Consider the following 20,411-nt stretch of genomic DNA (forward strand, 5'->3'; position numbering starts at 1 on the left):
CGGCGGGCATCCGCCGGTCCGCCTGTTCATCATCGCAACTGCCGACAGGGGTGAGGGAAACGCGGGGCATAGAGACGCCGCGCAGACCCGAGACCGGGCCTGCGCGGCACAGGAGGCATCACTCCGCTGGAGAGAGAGCGGAAACCTCCTGCATGCCGGACCGCCGCAAGGGACGGCTGCCCGAGAGGATGCGCACCAGTATGTAGAAGACCGGGGTCATGAAGATACCGAAGAAGGTCACCCCGATCATGCCGGAGAAGACGGCAACACCCATGGCCGACCGCATTTCCGCGCCCGCGCCCGTCGAGATCACCAGCGGCACGACGCCCATGATGAAGGCCATCGACGTCATCAGGATCGGTCGCAGCCGCAGGCGGCTAGCCTCGACCGCGGCGTCGAATGGCGTTCGTCCGTCGAGTTCCAGTTCCCGGGCGAACTCGACGATCAGAATGGCATTCTTCGCCGATAGCCCCACCAGCACCACGAGCCCGATCTGGGTGAAGATGTTGTTGTCTCCACCGGTCAGCCAGACGCCCGTGAGCGCGGCGAGGACCCCCATGGGCACGATCATGATGATCGATATGGGCAGTGTCAGGCTCTCGTACTGCGCCGCCAGGACGAGGTAGACGAGAAGCAGCGCCAGCGGGAACACGACGATGGACGAGTTGCCGGCCAGGATTTCCTGGTAGGTCAGGTCCGTCCATTCGAAGTCGATCCCCTGCGGGACCGTCTCCCTGACGATTTTTTCGATCGCCTCCTGCGCCTGCCCGGACGAGAAGCCGGGGGCCGGTCCGCCGTTGATGTCCGCGGCAAGGAAGCCGTTGTAGCGCGTCGTCCGCTCCGGTCCCGTCGTCTCCTCCACCTTCAAGAGCGCCGAAAGCGGGATCATCTCGCCCGACCGCGAACGCACCTTGAGTTCGCTGATGTCGTCCGCTTCGGCACGGAACTTCGCATCCGCCTGGACACGAACGCTGTAGGTGCGTCCGAAGGCATTGAAGTCGTTGACGTAGAGGGAGCCGAGATAGATCTGCAGCGTCTCGAACACGTCCGTCACCGCGACCCCCAGCTGCTCGGCCTTCGCCCGGTCGACGTCCGCAAAAAGCTGGGGCACGTTGATCTGGAAGCTCGAGAAGATGCCGGCGAGTTCCGGCGTCTGGTAGGCCTTGGCGAGAACCGCTTTCGTGGCTTCGTCCAGAGCCGCATTGCCGTAGCCGGCCCGATCCTCGATCTGCAGCTTGAACCCGCCCGTCTGCCCGAGGCCGTTGACCGGCGGCGGCGGGAACATGGCGATGAAGGCCTCCTGGATCCCGGAATATTTCTCGTTCAGCGCCATGGCAATGGCGCCGCCGGAAAGCTCCGGTGTCTTGCGCTCCTCGAAATCGTCAAGGACCGCGAAGACGATGCCGGCGTTGGACCCGATCGTGAAGCCGTTGATCGACAGGCCGGGGAAAGCAATGGCATGCGTGACGCCCGGCTGTTCCAGCGCAATGTCGCTCATCTTGCGGATCACCTCTTCCGTCCGGTCCAGCGTGGCGCCGTCCGGAAGCTGTGCAAAGCCGATCAGGTACTGCTTGTCCTGTGCCGGCACGAAGCCACCCGGAACCGTCGTGAACATGGCGTAGGTGGCGCCGACAAGTGCCAGGTAGACGACCATCACCAGGCTCTTGCGGGACAGAAGCCCGCCGACGGTGCGGCCGTAGCCTCTCGACGCGGCGCCGAAGACGCGGTTGAAGCCACGGAAGAACCAGCCGAACAGCGCGTCCATCACCCGCGTCAACCGGTCCTTGGGCTCGTGATGGCCCTTGAGGAGCAGCGCGGCCAGCGCCGGCGACAGGGTCAGCGAGTTGATGGCCGAGATGACGGTCGAGATTGCGATCGTCAGCGCGAACTGCCGGTAGAACTGGCCCGACAGCCCCGAAATGAAGGCCAACGGAACGAAGACCGCGACCAGCACGAGGGCAATCGCGATGATCGGTCCGGAAACTTCCCGCATCGCGCGATAGGTTGCGTCGCGTGGCGAGAGGCCGTTCTCGATATTTCGCTCGACGTTCTCGACCACGACGATCGCGTCGTCCACCACGATGCCGATCGCCAGCACGAGGCCGAACAGCGTCAGCGCGTTGATCGAGAACCCGAAGGCATACATCACCGCGAATGTGCCGATGATGGAGACCGGGACGGCGATCAGCGGGATGATCGAGGCGCGCCAGGTCTGCAGGAACAGGATCACCACGAGCACGACGAGCGCCACCGCTTCCAGAAGCGTTTCGACGACCTTTTCGATCGACGCGCGCACGAACTTGGTCGTGTCGTAGACGATCTCGTACCTGACGCCCTCCGGCATGGCGAGCTGGAGTTCGTCCATCGTCTCCTGGACCGTGTTGGCGATCTCGATCGCATTCGAGCCGGGCGCCTGGAGGACGGCGATCGCGACTGCGGGCTGGCCGTCGAGAAGCGAGCGCAGCGTATAGTCGGCCGCTCCGAGCTCGATGCGCGCAACGTCGCTCAGACGCGTGATTTCGCCGTTCTCGCCGCTTTTGACGATGATGTTGCCGAACTCCTCGGGCGTGCTCAGACGGCCCTGCGCGTTCACGTTGAGCTGCAGCCCGGTCTGCGGGACGCTTGGCGACGCGCCGATGATGCCGGCAGCCGCCTGGACGTTCTGCGCCTGGATGGAATTGCTGATATCGCTGGCGGCCAGCCCGTGCTCCGCCGCCTTTTGCGGGTCGAGCCAGACGCGCATGGAATAATCGCCTGCCCCGAAGACCTGCACCTGGCCGACACCCTCGATACGGGCGAGCCGGTCCCTGATATTCAGCGTCGCATAATTCCGCAGGTAGGTGATGTCGTAACCGTCATCCTCGGACACGAGATTGACGACCATGATGAAGTCGGGCGAGCTTTTCACGGTGGTGAGGCCAAGTGCCCGCACCTCCGCCGGCAGTCGCGGCTCGGCCTGGGCGACCCGGTTCTGGACGAGTTGCTGCGCCTTGTCGGGATCGGTGCCGAGCTTGAAGGTGACGGTCACCGTAAGGACACCGTCCGACGTCGCCTGGCTGGACATGTAGAGCATGTCCTCGACGCCGTTTATCTGCTCTTCGAGCGGAGTCGCCACGGTCTCGGAAATGACGGTCGGGTTGGCGCCGGGATAGGTGGCGCGCACCACGATCGATGGCGGCACGACTTCGGGATATTCCGAGATCGGCAGGGACCGCAGGCCGATCAGGCCCGCCACCACGATCAGGATCGACAAAACGGCCGCAAAGACCGGGCGATCCACGAAAAATCTGGAAATGTTCATGTCGGGTACCCTCTCTCCAGGGCTTGAAAAACGAGGCATAAGGAAGCCGTGCCCGCGACGATCGCCGCGAGCATCAAAGACATTTCAGGTTCAAGCTGCGGAGTTTCCGCTTACTTCTTGGCCATCTCGCCTTCCGTGCGCGGTTCCACGACCGCGCCGGGACGAATGCGCTGTAGGCCGTTCACGACCACCCGGTCGCCCGGCTGCAGGCCGCTTTCCACGATCCGCTCACCCTCGACTGCAGCGCCGAGCTTGATCTGCCGATAGGCAACGGTGTTTGCCTGGTCCACGACGAAGACGAATTTCTTGTCCTGGTCCGAACCGACCGCCGTCTCGCTCACGAGCAGATGCTCGGTTTCCTTGGGCTGGCCGAGGCGAACGCGCACGAACTGGCCCGGGATCAGGACGCCATCCTTGTTGTCGAAGACGGCCCGCAAGCGGATCGTGCCGCTTCTGGCGTTCACTTCGTTGTCGATCAGCTGCAGCTTACCGCGGATCGCGTCTCCGCCGCCAAGCGTGATGATCTCGACCGGGACCTTTTCAAGCGCGCGAAGCCCGTCCTGCGATGGCAGTTCGGCCAGGATGCGCGAGACGATATCCTCGCCGGCGTCGAAACTCGCATAGATCGGGTCGACGGAAACCAGCGTGGTCAGGACCTGGGCGGCATCGCCGGCACCGACGAGGTTGCCTTCCGTCACCTCAAGCTTGCCGACCCGGCCCGAAATCGGCGCCTTGATATCGGTATAGCCGAGGTTGAGGCGGGCCAGCTCGAGAGCCGCTTCCGCGGACCGGAGGCTCGCCGCGGCTTCCCGTTCGGCGCCCTGCCGCTGGGCGAGTTCGCTCTGGGAAATCGTGCTCCGCTCGACCATGGTCCTGCCGCGCTGCAGTTCGGTAACCGCAACGTCGAGGCGCGCCCTGGCGGAGGCAACCTGCCCTTCGGACTGGGCTACCGCCGCCGCATAGGGAGCAGGATCTATCGTGATCAGCGGATCGCCCTTGGAGACCAGCCCGCCCTCGGTGAAGTGGACCGCCTGGATTGTTCCAGCGACCCGTGGCCGCAACTGGACGCGATCCACCGCCTCCAGCCGACCGGAAAACTCCTGCCAGGTGATGATGCTGCGTGGCTCAACCGCCGCTACCGTCACCGGGATGGCGGGCGACGGTGCGGCTTCGGCCTGGTTTGCCTCGGCAGCCGGCGCAAAGTCGAAATCATCGAAGTCAAAATGGACCGCGGCTCCGTACAACGAGACGGCCAATACCGCTCCGGCGCCCATCAGGGCCCAGCTTACCTTCTTCGTCATCTTACTCTCCTTGCGCCCTCCTGAAGCGGGGCGCCACCTTCTCAAATCAAGTCGTTACCGACGCAACTCCTGCACGAAAAGACGAAACTGGGTGCACAACTCCGACAGCCATACCCCGTCTTTCTCGCTATAAATTCCCGACCAGCCGCTTTCCGCAGGAAAGACATGCCGACGGACCCTGACGCCTGCATCGACGAGACGGTCGGCATATCCGAGGGTCTCGTCCCTGAGAGGATCGTCCTCCGCGGTCACCACCAATGCGGGTGCCACCGAGGAAAGCCGTGAACACGTGCACGGCGCCGCATAGGGATGCATGAACCCGCAGAACCCGCGGAGATAATGCATCCAGCCATCGGACCAGCGTTCCCGCATTCCGATCGCATCTGCCTTGCGGATCGATACCGAGCTCATCGTCGGATCGATCATCGGCGACAGGAGCACTTGCCCGGCAAGGACACCCGGCATCAGGTCCCGCGCCTTCAGCGCGACGCCCGCCGCCACGTTCCCGCCCGCCTCCTCCCCCGCAACGAGGATAGGAGACAGCCTGTTGCCCATCTGGCGCCGTCTCTTGTCCATGCAGCGCAGTGCTGCCAGACCGCATTCCACGGCGCCGGGAAACATGTTTTGCGAGATGCTCCCGTAATCCGCCTCGACGACGACAGCGCCGCTTTCGGAAAGCCTACGGGCAATCGGCGTTTCAAGCTCTGCAGGTCTGTCCTGCTGGAATGATCCGCCGCGCAGGTAGAGGACGAGAGGTGGGGCCTTTTCCTTGACCGGCGGCTCGTAGAACCGCACCGGCATGGTGTTCGCACCCGGCAAACCCAACTCGACCTTCTGCCATTGCATCTCCATCTAATAAACCTCTGCCTGCTCTTTAAGGGAGGCAGCTTCTTGTTTCCTTGACGCTACCTGATATTATTGTTTAGCTGAAACTCTACAAGTTTGCTAATCGTACTTCACTATCCAATATATCGGGACAATGTTGCTACGCAACGAGATCATGCCATGGATCAACTTTCTGCTATGCGTGCCTTCGTCCGAGTCGTGGAAACCGGGAATTTTACTCGCGCCGCCCGATCCCTCGACATGTCGAAGACGACCGTGACCAACATGGTGCAGAACCTCGAGGGACACCTCAAGGCGAAGCTCCTCAACCGCACCACCCGCCAGGTCGCGGTGACGACCGAAGGCGCGCTCTATTACGAGCGCGCCTCGCAGTTTCTTTCCGACCTCGACGAACTGGACGGCAGCATTTCCTCGTCACAGGCCCAGCCATCCGGCCGGTTGCGCGTCGAGATGGCCGGCGCCTTTGCGGATCTCATCGTCATTCCGGCGCTCTGCGACTTCTACTGCAAGTATCCGCAGATTTCGCTCGACATCGGCGTCGGCGACCGGCTCGTGGATTACGTTGCGGAGAACGTTGACTGCGCGCTTCGGGCGGGAACGCCGAGCGACCAGTCGCTGATTGCCCGCAAGGTCGGCGAGATGAGAATGCAGACTTATGCTTCTCCCGGCTTCATCGAAATGTTCGGTATGCCCGAACACCCGGCCGACCTGGAGTCCCGCTTCTTCTCCGTGGGTTATCTGAACGCGCAGGCGGGCAAGGTACTCCCCATGGAGTTTCGGCGCGGCGATGAAAATCTCGAGATCACGCCCCGCTATGCGGTCTCGGTAAATGACAGCCGCAGCTATGTGGCGGCCGCACTGTCCGGGATGGGCGTGGTGCAGGCACCGCAGTTCATGGTGCGGGACGCGATCGAACGGGGCGAACTGGTGGAGGTCATGATGGACTGGCACCGGGATCCGATGCCGCTCTACATCGTCTATCCCCGCACCCGCCATCTCGGAAATCGCGTCCGTGTCTTCGTCGACTGGCTGGTCAAGCTCCTGAAGGAAACCAGCACCAGCGACGCCGGCCAGGCGCGGTCGATGGTGGCGGCGGCAAAGAAGCGGAAAGCCGAGGCGATCAATCCTGCTCCCGAGGCGGTCACCCCTGCCCCCGTTGCGGTCGCGGCGGAGTAACGTCGGGCGCGCGCGGGTTTCTCGCGACGCGAATCCGCCGGCAGGATCGCCTGTCCGCACGTGAGGCGGCGTAGCGATTGACGCCTCGCCGCTACCCGAGTTCGAGCGTGGTGATCGCAAATATGCCGGGCAACGAAACCTGGGGCGGCGCGCCGCGGTACATTCGCGCGGTCGTAAATCCGGGTTGCATGTCCAGCTTTTCGAGGACCTCCGCGAAACCCCGCTGGTGCTCCGGCATATCGATGGAGACGGACTGGCCGGGACGGCGCGACAGGCAAGCCGTCAGCAGCCGTTCGGCCGTCTCCTCGTCTTCTGCAACAGCGGACCGATCTTGGCACCCTCGACGCAATCCCTCACCACCGCATAACCGGCAATCTCGCCCCCAATCTCGGCAACCAGCCCTATACGCGGTGGCATTAGCCAGGAACGGAGGAAGCCTGATCGGGGTGCGGGAAAGAACCCCCGGTCGAACTGTTCTATCCGGTCGAAATCCCCGGGAACCGCGTCCCTCACATCCGGGGCCATAACATTCACCTCCGGCGCCCGGCCGGACCAGCGCACGGTCCGGTAGGCGTGCGAAAACCCCATGCGGGCGTAGTTTTCCTGCTGCTCCGCGACGCCGTCCAGGCCGATGACGCGCCCAGCGAGATGCTCCATCCCGGCGTCCCAGGCCCATCGTCCATAGCCTCGGCCGCGCCATGCGGGATTGCAGATGTAAAGACCTATGAAGCCGAACTCTTCGCCGTAGCGGACCGCTGCAATGGCCGAGACCATGACGCCATCGACGAAGCAGCCGATGAAGCCCTCGGGATCGGCCGCGCGGAAGCAAGCGGCGTCGTCGATCCCCGGATTCCAGCCCTCGTCGCGGGCCCAGTCGATAAGCGTTATGATCTCGTTCTGGCCCAGGGGGCGGATGACGGGCTTCACGGTCATGGCGAAACGAGGCTGCCTGGATTGAAGATGCTCAGGATGCCGGCATAGGATTTCTCGACCGGTGTAGCATAAGGTCCCCGCTTGGCGGTCTTCAACCCGAGCGAAACGAGTGCCTCCGCCTGCTTGATCGCCGCAGAGACGCCGTCCACGACCGGCACCCCGAACTCCGCCTCCAGTCGATGGGCGAGGTCGGCCATGCCGGCACAGCCGAGCACGATCGCTTCGGCGTGGTCCTCCCGAAGGGCTGCCGCGATCTCTGCCCGCAGACGGCCGATCGCGTCAGACCCGGCGTCTTCGAGCGCGAGGACTGGAATATCGGCGGCCCGTACCTTTGCCCTCCTCCCCATGCCGTAGCGTTCCACCAGCGCCTCGATGGGCAAGCGCGAACGCTCCATTGTCGTCACCACCGTGAAGCGCTGGGCGATGAAGGAAACGGTGGCGAGCGCCGCCTCGCAGAGGCCGATCACGGGAATGCCTGCAAGCGCTCGTGCCGCGTCGAGCCCAGTATCGTCGAAGCAGGCGATGATGGCGGCATCGGCACCTTCCCGCTCGCCTCGGGCGATCTGCATCAGCAGACCGGGCACGGCCAGCGCCTCGTCGTAGTAACCCTCGATCGAGGCAGGCCCCATCATGGATGTGGCTGCCGAAATCCGGGTTCCAGACGCCGCGACACGCATGGCGGATGCCTCGATCTTGGCCGTCATGCTGGACGTCGTATTGGGGTTCACGATCAGGATGCGCATGTTTTCCGCTTCAATTGCTCTGGCGGCGCCCGTTGAGACGCAGGATCAGCCCTAGCGTGAGGGCTATCACGAGGAAGGAGAAGACCGTCGTCACCGTTCCCAGCGCGTAGAGCACCGGCGTAGTGACGTTCGTGGTCATGGCGTAAATCTCGAGCGGCAGCGTGTTGTAGGAGCCGGCGGCCATCAGTGTGCGGGCGAATTCGTCGTAGGAAAGGGTGAAGCCGAACAGACCGACGCCGACGAGGCTCGGGCCGATCATCGGCAGGACGACGTGGCGGAAGGTCTGCCACGAGGATGCGCCGAGGTCGCGCGCCGCCTCCTCGTAGACCGGGGAGAAGCGGTTGAAGACCGCAAGCATGATCAGCACGCCGAACGGCAGCGTCCAAGTCAGATGAGCACCGAAGGCGGACGTGTACCATGACGGCCTGAAGCCCAGCTGCTGGAACACCACGCCGATGCCCAGCGAGATGATGATCGAGGGAACCACGAGGCTCGCGACGGCCAGGTAAAAGAGCGCCGTGGCGCCCGCGAAGCGTCGGCGGAAGGCGAGCCCGGCGAGCAGTGAGACGAGGACAGTCACCGCCATCACCATGATCCCGAGCGACAGCGACCGGCGGAATGAACCGCCGAAGTCTCCGACGGCCTGGGTCTCGAAGAGGTTGGCGAACCAGCGGAGCGACACGCCGTTCAGCGGAAATGTCAGTCCGCCGTTCGGCCCTTGGAAGGAAAGGATCAGGATCGCGGACAGCGGCCCGTAGAGAAACAGGACGAAGAGCGCGAAGAAGGACGCCAGGAGGTAGAATTCGCGGGAACGCGGCTCTCGATGCATCCTAGAGTTCCTTGCGGATATCGACGATGCGCAGGATCGACGCGACCATCAAGAGGACGAGGACCAGCAGCACGACCGCGTTCGCGGCAGCGGCCGGATATTGGAGAAGCGACATCTGGTTCTTCATCATCAGGGCGACCGAGGCACTCTGGCCTCCGGACATCACCTGGACCGTCCAGAAGTCCGCCATCACCAGCGTGACGACGAAGATCGTGCCGATCGCCATTCCGGGCTTGGCAAGCGGCAGGATCACGTTGGTGAGTGTCTGCCAGCCGCTTGCGCCGGCATCTCTTGCGGCCTCGATCAGCGACCTGTCGATGCGCATCAGGGTGTTGAAGATCGGCGTCACCATGAACAGCGTGTAGAGATGCACCATGGCGAGCACGACCGCGAAGTCGGAATAGAGCAGCCATTCGACCGGCTGCTCGACCAGTCCCGAACCCGTGAGCATCGAGTTTATGAGCCCATTTCGTCCAAGGACGGGGATCCACGAGATCATCCGGATGATGTTGGAGGTCAGGAAGGGGACGGTGCAGATGAGAAACAGGACCATCTGCATGCCCGACGTCCGCACGTGGAAGGCGAGGAAATAGGCGACCCAGAAGCCCACGAAAAGCGTGACGACCCAGACCAGGAAGGCGAACTTCAACGTGTTGAGATAGGTCTTCCAGGTCACCCAGGAGCCGAGTGTCTCGGCATAGTTGAAGGTAACGAAGTCCGGATACATGCGGGCGAAGTCGTAGTCCCAGAAGCTGACGACGAGGATCATCAGGATGGGCACCAGCAGGAAGCCGCCGAGGATCAGCGCCAGCGGGCCTGCCTGGAGATAGGAGACCAGCGATGGCGAAAGACGCAGGCTCCGGCGCGCCGCAACCTTTTCCGGCGCCGCCTCCGAGGATGTCAATGCCGTCAATTCAGCCTCCTCAACTCCTGGATATCCTCATCATGAAAGGCCCCCTCCCCGACGGGAGGAGGCCCGGTTCGGGATCAGGCCGCGATGAACTCGTTCCAGCGGCGGACCATGTAGCGGTCTTCGTCCATGACCGAGTTCCAGCAGGCGACCTTGCCCATCCGTTCCTCGAACGAGCCGCCGTCGCGGACGGCGCCGGCCTTTTCCATGACCTTGCCGTCCGGGGACAGGATGTCGCCCTGGGCAGCCTTGCCTTCGACCCAGTAGCCCCATTCGTCGGCCGACATATGCGCCTTCGCCGTCTCCATCGCCGCCGAATAATAGCCCTGGCGGTTGAGGTAGGCGCCGACCCAGCCGGAGAGATACCAGTCGATATACTCGTAGGCGGCGTCGAGCTTGGCGCCTTCCAGGTGCGAAGCGAGGCCGAGACCGCCGCCCCATGCACGGTAGCCTTCCTTAAGAGGCTGGTAGACGCAGGGAATGCCCTTGGAGCGAACCGCGGCCACCGCCGGCGACCACATCGACTGGATCACCACCTCGCCCGAAGACATGAGGTTGACGCTCTCGTCGAAGGACTTCCAGAAGGCGCGGAACTGGCCGTCCTGCTTCGCCTTGATCAGGAACTCGATCGTCTGGTCGATCTCGTCGGTCGTCATGTTGCCCTTGTCGGCGTACTTTATCTCGCCCATGGCTTCCATGATCATCGCGGCGTCCATGATGCCGATCGACGGAATGTTGAGAATGGAGGTTTTGCCCTTGAAGGCCGGATCCATGATGTCGGCCCAGGAGGTGATGTCGCGCCCGACGAGGTCCGGCCGGATGCCGAGCGTGTCGGCATTGTAGATGGTCGGCACCATCGTCATCCATTCGGTCGGCTGCGTCGCGAATGTCGTTGCATCCTTGCTTTCGACGAAACCGACCGTGTGCGGGGCTGTGCCCTGCGCAATCTCGCTGTCGGAATTCAGCTTTCCGTTGATGAAGAGCGGGACGATCTTGTCGAAGTACTTGAGCTTCTTGACCTCCATCGGCTGCAGAACGCCCGCCGGGTAGACCTTCTTGGCGATCCAGTACTCGACGTCCGCGATGTCGTAGGAGTCCGGCTGTGTCACGGCCCGCTGCGCGGCGGCGTCGGAATCGGATGCGGTCATCTCCAGCGTGATGCCGAGATCAGCCTTGCACTTTTCGGCGATCGCATTGAGGTTCGACACGCCCGTGCCGAACTGGCGGAGCGTGATCGGGTTCTGCGCCCAGATCGTCGGGAAGCCTGTTATGACACCGGAGCCTGCGGCAAGGCCTGCGGCAGCCGCGCCCGTCTTGAGAAGTGTGCGGCGCGAAACGCCCTTGGTCGTCTTCGTTTCCGTCATGTCTGTTCTCCTCTGTTGGTTTTCTTGCTTGGGTCAGTGCTGCGGGCGGCCGAGGACGATGGCGTCCTGCTTGCCCCAGCAAAGGGGAATGGCTTCGCCGACACGGATCGGACGGGCGAAGAATTCGGAATCGCTGATGATGGCCGTGAAGTCCTCGACGCCGGCACCGCTGACGGAGAGCTTCACCGAAGCGCCCCGGTATTCGACGTTCGTGACGGAGCCGGTGAAGCCAAGTCCTGGCCCCGCCGGGGCACCGATGCGGATCCTGTCCGTGCGGATTGCGATATCGGCCTTTTCGTCCGCTGCGGCGGCGCCATCGGTGGCGACGAACTCGCCTCCCCCCGCAACGCTGAGAAGCAGTTCGTCGCCTTCGTGGGCCGCGACTCGGCCGGATATGACGTTGTGGTCTCCCATGAAGCGGGCGACGAAGGGGGTCGCCGGCCGTTCGAACACGGTCCGCGGAGTGGCTGCCTGCTCGATCCGCCCGTCATTCATGACGACGATCAGGTCCGCGAGCGCCATCGCCTCCTCCTGGCTGTGGGTGACGTGAACGAAGGTGATGCCGAGCGAGGACTGCAGCTTCTTCAGCTCCGCGCGCATGCGTATCTTCAGGAAGGGATCGAGCGCCGAAAGCGGCTCGTCGAGGAGGAGCGCCTGCGGATTGGTGATCAGCGCCCGCGCCAGTGCGACGCGCTGCTGCTGGCCACCCGAAAGCTGGGCCGGCCTGCGGTCCGCATAGGCGTCGAGCTGCATGAGACGAAGCATTTCCAGCGCCTTGGCGCGGCGATCCTCCTTGCTCATTCCCTTCATCTTGAGGCTGAACGCAACATTGTCGACGAGGCTGAGATGCGGAAAGAGCGCGTAGGACTGGAACATCATCGCCGTTCCACGGCGGGCGGGCGGAAGGTCGGTCACCACCGCATTGCCGAGCCGCACGTCCCCGCTGGAGATCGGCTCATGGCCCGCGATCATTCTGAGGGTGGAGGTCTTGCCGCATCCGGAGGGGCCAAGCAGGCAGCAGTATGTCCCGCCCGGGATCTTCAGGCTGATGGCGTCGACGGCTTTCGTCGAACCATAGAGCTTGGTCACGGATGCAATGTCTATTTCGGATGCTTTGCTCATCTGACGACTCCTGCTGAACTTCAAATGCAGGGATCGTGCCAGTTTGGCCCATCAGCCTCACAAGCCCCGGTGGCCGGGTATTTTCCTCGGGATCGATGCTCAATGCCCACTTATCCGGCGAGTGTACCGGATCGATGTGTAAATTGTATGCAATTCCATCTTGGATTATGTACGCCAGTTCTGATATCCGGAAGGGAAGTCAAAGAAGCGGCGGCCCCATGAATATCGAAAGCACCAAAGGCAAGGATGCCGTAACGGAGGATCGCGCGCTCACGATCCGCGATGCCTTGCGGGATGCGATCATGGACCGCCGGCTGGCGCCGGGCGCCCGGCTTGTCGAGGCCGAGGTAGGTGCGCTTTTCCACGTCAGCCGGACGGTTTCCCGGGCCGCACTCCAGATGCTGGCTTTCGAGGGGCTTGTCCGCATCGAGCGCAACCGCGGCGCCTTCGTCTCCCATCCTTCCCCCGAGGAGGCACGGCAGGTCTTCGCCGCCCGCCGCGTCATAGAGCCGGCCATAGTCGCCGCGGCCATGGCACATCTCACGGCTGAGGATATCGCCGCTCTCCGCCGGCAGCTGAAGGAGGAGGCCCGGCATCTGGGCGGAAAGGGCACGGCGGGGCGACGCGCCGAGATCCAGGCGTCCGGTGACTTCCACCTGATGCTCGCCTCGCGGGCGGGAAACGAGATACTGAAGCGCTTCATGGACGAACTCGTGGCCCGCTCGTCGCTGGTCATCGCGCTATACGGCCGCTCCGCCGTGTCGAGTTGCGGCCATAGCGAACATCTCGCCCTGCTCGACGCCATCGAGGCGAAAGACGAGGGGCTGGCCGAGGAGCTGATGCTCCGTCACATAGAACACATGGAGGCGGATCTCGACCTGCGCAGCCCCGAGTCGCTGAGCCTCAGGGACGCGCTTGCGCTCCAGTTGCCCCGGTAGCGGGACGCACCGACGGCACCGGTCAGCCCGGAGCTGCGGACCGTACGCCACCGATCGTGAAGCCTCGCTCCCTGCGAAAGGCGATCAGTTGCCCCCGGCCGACGGCCACAGACGTGAATCCGGCCCGACCGGCTCCTGCGCGTTCCGTTCGAACAGCTTCTTGCGGTAGCGGTCGCGATAGGCTTCTTCGCTTTCGAACTCGCTTCCTCCTCCCATCAGCTCCGCGCCGACTTCGTAGTAGACGTCGAGGTTGCGCAGGTCCGGCACCGGAGTTTCACCTCGTTCGGCCGCGCCCTGTGCATCCCAGTAAAGTTCCTCGAGCCGCCGCGTCAAAGCGGGCGCGTCGCGGAGGGTGCAGGTGTCGCGCTGTGCGGCCAGCGAGGCCCGCACCGCCGCCAGGCTGTCGCGGTCGTGCGCGAAGGCGATCGCCTTTTCCACGTACTGGTCGGCCGTTTCGCAGACCATTTCCGGGATCCCCGCCGCCGTGATCATGCCGGCACAAACGCGAGCATGGAAGCTCTTGCCCGGCACCGTCAGGACAGGAAGCCCCATGGTGAGCACGTCCGCCGCCGTGGAATGCGCCCCGTAGGGGAAGGTGTCTAGGAACAGGTCGCCCAGCGCTATCCGCGCCATGTGGAGCGGGTTCGGGACCTTGCGTGCAAAGATCAGACGCGCGCCATCGATGCCGGCAGCCTCGGCCTTGTCGCGAAGCCGCTTGTTCGCAACCTCGTTGCCGGCAAGAAGCCAGAGGACGCTGCCCGGCGTCGCAGCAAGAATGGCGAGCCAGCGCGAGAAGACCGGCTCGGTGATCTTTTGCATGCCGTTGAAGCAGACATAGACGAAGGCATCCGCAGGCAGCCCCATTTCCTCGCGCGTCGGCGTTGCCGCTATCTGCCTTTTCCGGTCGATCGGCTGGTAGCAATCCGTCCGCAGGACCTTTTCGGAGAAATAAATCTCGTTACCCGGCGGAATGATCTGGCCGTCCGAGATGATGTACTGGTGGAAGGGCGTGGCCATCGTGCCGGGATAGCCGAAGAAATTCATGATCACCGGGGCTGGCCGGAAGGCGAATATGCGGGTGCGGGCGCCCTTCGTGTAGCCGTTGACGTCGATCAGCACATCGATCTCGTCCTCGGCGATCTGCCTGGCGGCAGCTGCGTCGTCGAGCGGTGTTATGTCGCGCCAGTGATCCACCGCGGCCTTGTAACGCTCCTGGACCGCGTCGTTCTGCCGGGGCTCCCCGCAGTAATAGGCGAAGAGTTCGATCCGGCTTTTGTCGTGCAGCTCGAAGACCTCACCGAGAGCAAAACCCACGACATGCTCCCGGAAGTCGGAAGACAGGTACCCGACGCGAAGGCGCTGTCCCGTTCCGGTTCTTGCCCGCACCGAAGCCGGCTTGAACTCTTCCGGCGTCAGGCGGCCCACAAGTCCCTTCTGATACCGGTATGCCTTGGCCAGTTGAAACAGCGGGTCGTCGACAAAACAGGCGAGCGTCATCGGGGATATGCCGTCAAGTAGCTGGCGTTCCGTCACATGGGTGGACGGCGTCAGAAGCGGCCACTTGCACTGGTGCTGTCGCGCCGAAATCCAGTGCTGGATCGCCTCGGGCTTTGTCGGCTGCAGTTCGATCGCCTGCCACAGCGCCTCTTCCGCGTGTTCGAGCTGGCCCGCGCTTTCGAGGACCCGCCCGGTGTGCTGGAGAACCATGAGGCGATGACTGATCCGGTCGGGCGTCAGCTCTGCGGTCGCGTCGATGAACTTCCGCCATTGGGCGACAGCCTGATCGATCAGCTTGCAGTCTTCGAGCGCGCGGCCGAGATTGACATGGGCGGGGCCGAAGTCGGGCTGGTGCGCGATCGCCCTTCGCAGCACCTGGACCGCACCGGGAAGATCGCCGGCCTGGCTGAGCGCCACGCCGTAGTTGAAACAGGCAACATGAACCAACGGGTTGTCGTCATTGAAGGCAATCCACGTCTTGTAGAGGTCGAGTATCTGCTCCTGCCGCCCTCCCTTGGCGAGGGCTTCGCCCACCTGCATGAGTTCGGCCAGCGACAGCTGCCGGCGCCTCGCCCGATCGAACACGCCCTTGAGCACTGCGGCTGCATCGATGTTGCCGGCCTTCGTGACGTCCATTGGTCTTGCCTCCCCTCGAGAACAACGATGCCCGCCGGCCAGATGCCCGAGGGACCCTGCCTCCTCCCTGCCCGATCTAGCTTGCTCCAGCCTGATCGATCATCTGGCCGCAAACGAAAAAAGGCGGTGCCGCAGCACCGCCTTTGCACTAGATGAATGAAGCTTTTCCTTAATTAGCGATATCCGTCTCGTGGTAGGCTTCGATGACCCAGTTGATCATGTCGCCCTTCATCGCCTGTGCCTGCTGGGAGGTGATACCATCCAGCAGCGAGTCGGAGAGGCTCAGGATGTCGTCCTGACTCAGACCGTGGATGGCGCTTGTGGAAATCGCACCGATCTCGGCCGAGGTGAAGAGGGCAATGTCGCCGTCCTCGAAGGCGCTGATCTGGGCCAACGACAGCGCACTGATCTGCGTGCTGGTCAGTGCGGTAACCTGTTCGGTAGTCAGGGCGGCGATCTGGGCCGTGGTCAGGGCCTTGATGCTGTCCGTGTCGAGCAGGGCAATCTGCGCGGAGGGGATCGCCGCGATGGCCAGATCGGAGATTGCAGCCAGGGCCTTCGACGTGAGAGCGTTCAGGTCTGCGCCAGTGAGCAGGATTGACTGTTCGGTCGTTATGCCGGCGCTGCCGCCAGCAGTCAGCCCCTCCAACTGGGTCGTCGTCCACGCCCCGAAGGTGGCTGGATCGACAGCCGCAACTTGCGTGCTGTTCAGACCGCCGATCTGGGTGGACGTCAGGTAACCCTGCTGTGCAGCGCTCAGCTCGGCGACGTCGAGTGCCGAGATCTGCTTCGACGTCAGTGCGTTGACCTGCGAGGTGACCCAGCCGCTGATCTGGGTGGAGGTCAGGACGTCGACCTGTGCCGATGTCAGCGCTGCGATCTGCTCCGTCGACAGGAAGCCGCCGCCGGTGCTGTTCAGCTGAAGGAGATCTTCGGTCTCCATGGCGGCGATCTGCTTGGTGCTGAGCGCCGCAACCTTGGCCGAGTTTCCGTTGAAGATCGCCATGTCTTCGGTCTCGAGACCAGCGATCGCGCTCGTCGCAAGTGCCCCGATCTGCACCGAAGTCAAGGCCGACACGGCCTCGCTCGCCAGTGCGGTAACCTGGGCGGAGGTGAGCTTGGCGACCTGCCCGGTTGTCAGGTCTGCTATGGCCGTCGCAGACAGGTTGGCGGCCGTCAGAAACTCGATCTGCTTGGTGCTGAGGGCATCGAGCTTATCGGACGAGGCAAGCGCGTCAAGTTGAGCGGTGGTGAGGCTGCTGATGATGCCAGAGGAAAGACCCGAGATCTGGGACTCTTCGAAGGCGGCAACACCGGCGGTGATGGCCGCCAACTGCTCCGTGCTCAGGCCCTGAAGCGCTGTGGAGGTCAGGCTCGTCACCTTGAGTGAATTCATGTCTTCGGTATCGATCGCGGCCAGCTGTGCAGAGTTCAGTGCGCCAACATGCTCGGTGGTCAGCGCGTTTACCTGCGCGGAGCTGAGCCTTTGCATCGACTCGGTCGTCAGCGTCTTGATTTGCGAAGCATTGAGAGAGGAAATGAAGGAAATAGCGGTCACGAAAATATCTCCAGTTGGCAGTGCAGATGTCGTATCTTGTCGGCGGCCGCGCCGGACGCGAACGCTTGCCGGGCATCACCTTCGATAGAAGACAAAGATTGGTGAGACATGGCTCGACGAGCCTGCGCACTGGAAAGGCGTCATGCATCCGGAGCTCTTTGGCATCCGATTCCTGTGCCGGAATGCGGGCAACCGGCTCACGTTTCGTCGCACACAACGCGCTGTCCGAAACGTACGAGGCCCCCGCCTTCATGGAAGAAACTATACCGCAAGTATTAATGGGGATTTAACATAAGAAAAATTCTTCCAGTTACGTTACATGGTTATTTAGAAAAGTAAGATCATCTAAGATACTTGCGAAACATAATCAGACGATACCCAGTGCCGTCACACGCGCAAAACCAAGTCGTCCGCCAAGCTTAGAACCGGGCGTAGCTTGCAATCACGGCCTCGACCTGCGCCCTGTTCATCGCGCGCGCCTGGTCACCGGTAATGGCATCGAGCTGTGCGGTGTCGAGACCACCGATAAGCTCCGCCGACAATCCGCGGATAGCGCCCGTTGAAATCGCTGCTATCTCATCGTCGGTAAACGTCTGGATGTCCTCCAGAAGCATGGCCGCGATCTGTCCGCTCGTCAGCGCCGCAATCTGATTGGAATCGAGCATTTCGATCTGCGATGAGGTCAGCGCCTCGATCTGTGCCGCGGTCAGGGACGAAACCTGTCCCGACGTCAGCGCCTGGATCTGGCTGCTATCCAGCGCGGCGATGGCGCCGCTTGTCAGCCCGCGCAACGCGCTGCTCGTGAGCGCCCTGATCTTCTCGGGTGTAAAGGAGGCAATGTCTTCGGACTCGAGACCAGCCAGGGCCGGAGCCCTTAACGATGCAATCTGTTCTTCGGACAGCGCGCCAACCTGCTCCGTCGTCAGGGCGGCAACCTGCTGCGACGTCAGCCAGCCGAGCAGGTCGGTCGAAAGCGCCCCGATCTGCACGGTGGTAAGGTTTTCGAGGTTGAGCGCCGAGGCCTGTCGGCTGGTAAGGGCCGCAACCTGTTCCGTCCCGAAGGCCTGAAGCTGGTCGGTGGAGAATGCCTGGAGTTGGACCGTCGTCAGTCCGGCGATCTGGCCGGAGGTCAGCGCCTTGATCTGGTCGTCTTCGAGGGCCGCGAGAGCGACCGACGAGAGGCTGCGAATGGCAGCGGTGCCGATGGCGGCGATCTCGTCCGATGTGAAGGTTGCGATATCTTCAGCCTCGAGACCGGAGAGCGCCGTGCCACGGAGGGCGGCGATCTGCTCGCTCGTGAGCGCCCTTGCCTGGTCGACCGTCAGCGCGGCGATCTGGTCGGATCTCAGCGATGCCAGGAGACCGGTGGAGAATGCTCCGACCTGCTCGGTGGTGAAGGCTCCGAGGTTGAGCCCGCCCGCCTGCCGCGCGCTGAGCGCCTCGATTTGCGCGGTTCCGAAGGCCTGAATCTGATCGGTAGACAGGCCCAGAAGCTGGAGGGTCGTCAGTCCGGCGATCTGCTGCGAGGTCAACGCCTTGATCTGATCGCTGACGAGCGCATCGAGAGCCGCGCTCGACAGGTGGCGAATGGCGGCCGGGCTGATGGCGGCGATTTCCTGCGAGGTAAACGTCTGGATGTCGGCAGCCTCGAGCCCCGCGAGAGCCGGGCCGCGAAGCGCCGCGATCTGGCCGGACGTCAGCGCTGTTGCCTGCTCGGTCGTCAGCGCGGCGACCTGCCCGGAATTCAGCGAAACCAGCAGACCGGTCGAAAGTGCGCCGATCTGGTCGGCAGCGAAGACCGCTAGGTCCACCCCGGCAGCCTGCCGGCTCGTCAGGGCCCCGACCTGCTCCGTCCCGAAAGCCTTTATCTGGTCGGGAGACAGGGCCTGGAGCTGGAGTGCCGTCAGTGCGCCGATCTGGCCGGAGGTCAGAGCCTTGATCTGGTCGCTGTCGAGTGCCGCCAGGGCTTCCGTCGACAGGCTGCGGATGGCAGCCGTCGTGATGGCGGCAATCTCGTTCGGCGTGAACGTCTTGATATCGTCTGCCTCGAGGCCGGCGAGCGCCGCGCCGCGAAGCGAGGCGATCTGCTCGCTCGTCAGTGCGGCTGCCTGCTCGGTCGTCAGCGCAGCGACCTGCTCGGATTTCAGCGCGGAGAGGAGACCGCTCGAAAGGGCCTCGACCTGGTTGGTGGTGAAGGCTGCAAGATCGAGCCCCCCGGCCTGCCGTGCGGTGAGCGCCTCGATCTGCGCCGTTCCGAAGGCCTGTATCTGGTCGGAAGACAGGGCCTGGAGCTGCAGCGTCGTCAGTGCGCCAAGCTGACCTGACGTCAGCGCCTTGAGCTGATCGGTGCCGAAAGTCGAAAAGCGATCGGGGTCCAGGCCGCGGATGAAGGTGGAGGACAATGCCGAAATCCGATCGGCCGGAAAGCCTGCCAGATCCAGCTCGCCCGCTTGCCGGAGGTTGAATGCCCCGATCTGTGCGTCGGTAAGGCTGTCGATCTGTGCTTCCGCGAGCACCGCGATCTGACCGGCCGTCAGGGAGGAGATCTGGGTATTGGTCAGCGCCCTGATCTGGGACGCCGACAGGCCTTCGAGCTGCGCTTCGGACAGGCCTCGAATGGCACTGTTGTTGATAGCCGCGATCTCGTCCGGCGAGAATGTTGCGATGTCTGCAGGCGAAAGCGCGGCGAGATCCGCGGAAGACAGGGCTCGTATCTGATTTGACGTGAGCGCTTCGACCTGCGCAGTCGTCAGGGCCTCCAGCTGCTCGCTGTACAGCGCCCCGACCTGGACGGATGACATGCCCTGTATCTGCTGCGCCGACAAGACGGCGATCTGGCTGACCCCGAGACCGACGATCGCCCGGGCGGCGACTGCGCCCACCTGGGTTGGCGACAAAGCCTGGAAATGCTGCGGGCCGAGTGCGGCGATGTGGTCGGAGTTAAGGGCGGCGATCTGGCTGGTCGAGAGGCTGGCGAGTTCGGAAGTCGAGAGTGCGCCTACCTCGCTTGCCGACAACGCGCGGATGTGACTGGGCGACAGCGAGGAAATGGGTGACGTCACGTGATCGGCTCCGCATGCAAAGTAATTTGCGCCCACATGCCAAATCCCTTTCGAGTGGAAAATCCCAGAGGGGAGGCAATGTTGGAGATAACAGTGCTCGAACGAGCAGCGCGCAAAGGAACGTCATGCGACAGGCGATATATGCCTGTTTCCCGCGCCGAGAAGGGCGACGTCCGAGTCTGCATGCGATGGAAG

General features: G+C 63.3%; 12 protein-coding genes and 2 pseudogenes. 2 read left to right on the plus strand and 12 right to left on the minus strand.

The annotated features are described in order from the left end of the window. Nucleotides 1-118 precede the first annotated feature (118 nt). The 3 genes from ACWGPT_RS13520 to ACWGPT_RS13530 all read right to left on the minus strand — a co-directional run bounded on the left by ACWGPT_RS13520 (nucleotide 119) and on the right by ACWGPT_RS13530 (nucleotide 5,454). A complete protein-coding gene (locus ACWGPT_RS13520; protein ID WP_452606127.1) occupies nucleotides 119-3,301 on the minus strand; it encodes an efflux RND transporter permease subunit in 3,183 nt (1,060 codons plus the stop codon). A gap of 110 nt (nucleotides 3,302-3,411) precedes the next feature. After that, nucleotides 3,412-4,602, minus strand: a complete 1,191-nt coding sequence (locus ACWGPT_RS13525) for an efflux RND transporter periplasmic adaptor subunit (RefSeq protein WP_452606128.1) — start codon at nucleotides 4,600-4,602, stop codon at nucleotides 3,412-3,414. A gap of 54 nt (nucleotides 4,603-4,656) precedes the next feature. Beyond that, nucleotides 4,657-5,454, minus strand: a complete 798-nt coding sequence (locus tag ACWGPT_RS13530) for an alpha/beta hydrolase fold domain-containing protein (protein ID WP_452606129.1) — start codon at nucleotides 5,452-5,454, stop codon at nucleotides 4,657-4,659. Between the two features lie 153 nt (nucleotides 5,455-5,607). Here ACWGPT_RS13530 and ACWGPT_RS13535 point away from each other — a divergent pair. Next, nucleotides 5,608-6,513: pseudogene (locus ACWGPT_RS13535) on the plus strand (LysR family transcriptional regulator); the annotation flags it as partial. Between the two features lie 202 nt (nucleotides 6,514-6,715). Here the strand turns inward: ACWGPT_RS13535 and ACWGPT_RS13540 are convergent. The 6 genes and pseudogenes from ACWGPT_RS13540 to ACWGPT_RS13565 all read right to left on the minus strand — a co-directional run bounded on the left by ACWGPT_RS13540 (nucleotide 6,716) and on the right by ACWGPT_RS13565 (nucleotide 12,525). Continuing rightward, nucleotides 6,716-7,557: pseudogene (locus ACWGPT_RS13540) on the minus strand (GNAT family N-acetyltransferase). Further along, nucleotides 7,554-8,300, minus strand: a complete 747-nt coding sequence (locus ACWGPT_RS13545; protein WP_452606130.1) for an aspartate/glutamate racemase family protein — start codon at nucleotides 8,298-8,300, stop codon at nucleotides 7,554-7,556. Before ACWGPT_RS13545 ends, ACWGPT_RS13540 begins: the two are co-directional and overlap by 4 nt. A gap of 10 nt (nucleotides 8,301-8,310) precedes the next feature. Then, nucleotides 8,311-9,129, minus strand: coding sequence for an ABC transporter permease (locus ACWGPT_RS13550; protein WP_452606131.1), 819 nt, complete (start codon nucleotides 9,127-9,129; stop codon nucleotides 8,311-8,313). 1 nt (nucleotide 9,130) lies between these two features. Beyond that, nucleotides 9,131-9,985, minus strand: a complete 855-nt coding sequence (locus ACWGPT_RS13555) for an ABC transporter permease (RefSeq protein WP_452606225.1) — start codon at nucleotides 9,983-9,985, stop codon at nucleotides 9,131-9,133. 131 nt (nucleotides 9,986-10,116) lie between these two features. Continuing rightward, complete coding sequence (locus tag ACWGPT_RS13560; protein WP_452606132.1) at nucleotides 10,117-11,403, minus strand: ABC transporter substrate-binding protein; 1,287 nt, start codon at nucleotides 11,401-11,403, stop codon at nucleotides 10,117-10,119. 33 nt (nucleotides 11,404-11,436) lie between these two features. Further along, nucleotides 11,437-12,525 (minus strand): ABC transporter ATP-binding protein, encoded by a 1,089-nt coding sequence (locus tag ACWGPT_RS13565; protein WP_452606133.1) that lies wholly within the window; start codon nucleotides 12,523-12,525, stop codon nucleotides 11,437-11,439. Nucleotides 12,526-12,743: 218 nt separating this feature from the next. On the opposite strand from ACWGPT_RS13565, the gene ACWGPT_RS13570 reads away from it, so the two are divergent. Next, a complete protein-coding gene (locus ACWGPT_RS13570) occupies nucleotides 12,744-13,463 on the plus strand; it encodes a GntR family transcriptional regulator (RefSeq protein ID WP_452606134.1) in 720 nt (239 codons plus the stop codon). 84 nt (nucleotides 13,464-13,547) lie between these two features. Here ACWGPT_RS13570 and ACWGPT_RS13575 read toward each other — a convergent pair whose 3' ends face one another. The 3 genes from ACWGPT_RS13575 to ACWGPT_RS13585 all read right to left on the minus strand — a co-directional run bounded on the left by ACWGPT_RS13575 (nucleotide 13,548) and on the right by ACWGPT_RS13585 (nucleotide 20,216). After that, on the minus strand, nucleotides 13,548-15,596 hold the full coding sequence (locus ACWGPT_RS13575; protein WP_452606135.1) for an O-linked N-acetylglucosamine transferase, SPINDLY family protein: 2,049 nt from the start codon (nucleotides 15,594-15,596) through the stop codon (nucleotides 13,548-13,550). Between the two features lie 169 nt (nucleotides 15,597-15,765). After that, nucleotides 15,766-17,154, minus strand: a complete 1,389-nt coding sequence (locus ACWGPT_RS13580; RefSeq protein ID WP_452606136.1) for a hypothetical protein — start codon at nucleotides 17,152-17,154, stop codon at nucleotides 15,766-15,768. Nucleotides 17,155-17,573: 419 nt separating this feature from the next. Then, nucleotides 17,574-20,216: a hypothetical protein gene (locus tag ACWGPT_RS13585; RefSeq protein WP_452606137.1), complete on the minus strand. Its 2,643-nt coding sequence runs from the start codon at nucleotides 20,214-20,216 to the stop codon at nucleotides 17,574-17,576. Nucleotides 20,217-20,411 lie beyond the last annotated feature (195 nt).

The sequence above is a fragment of the Pseudorhizobium sp. NPDC055634 genome (assembly GCF_053618655.1).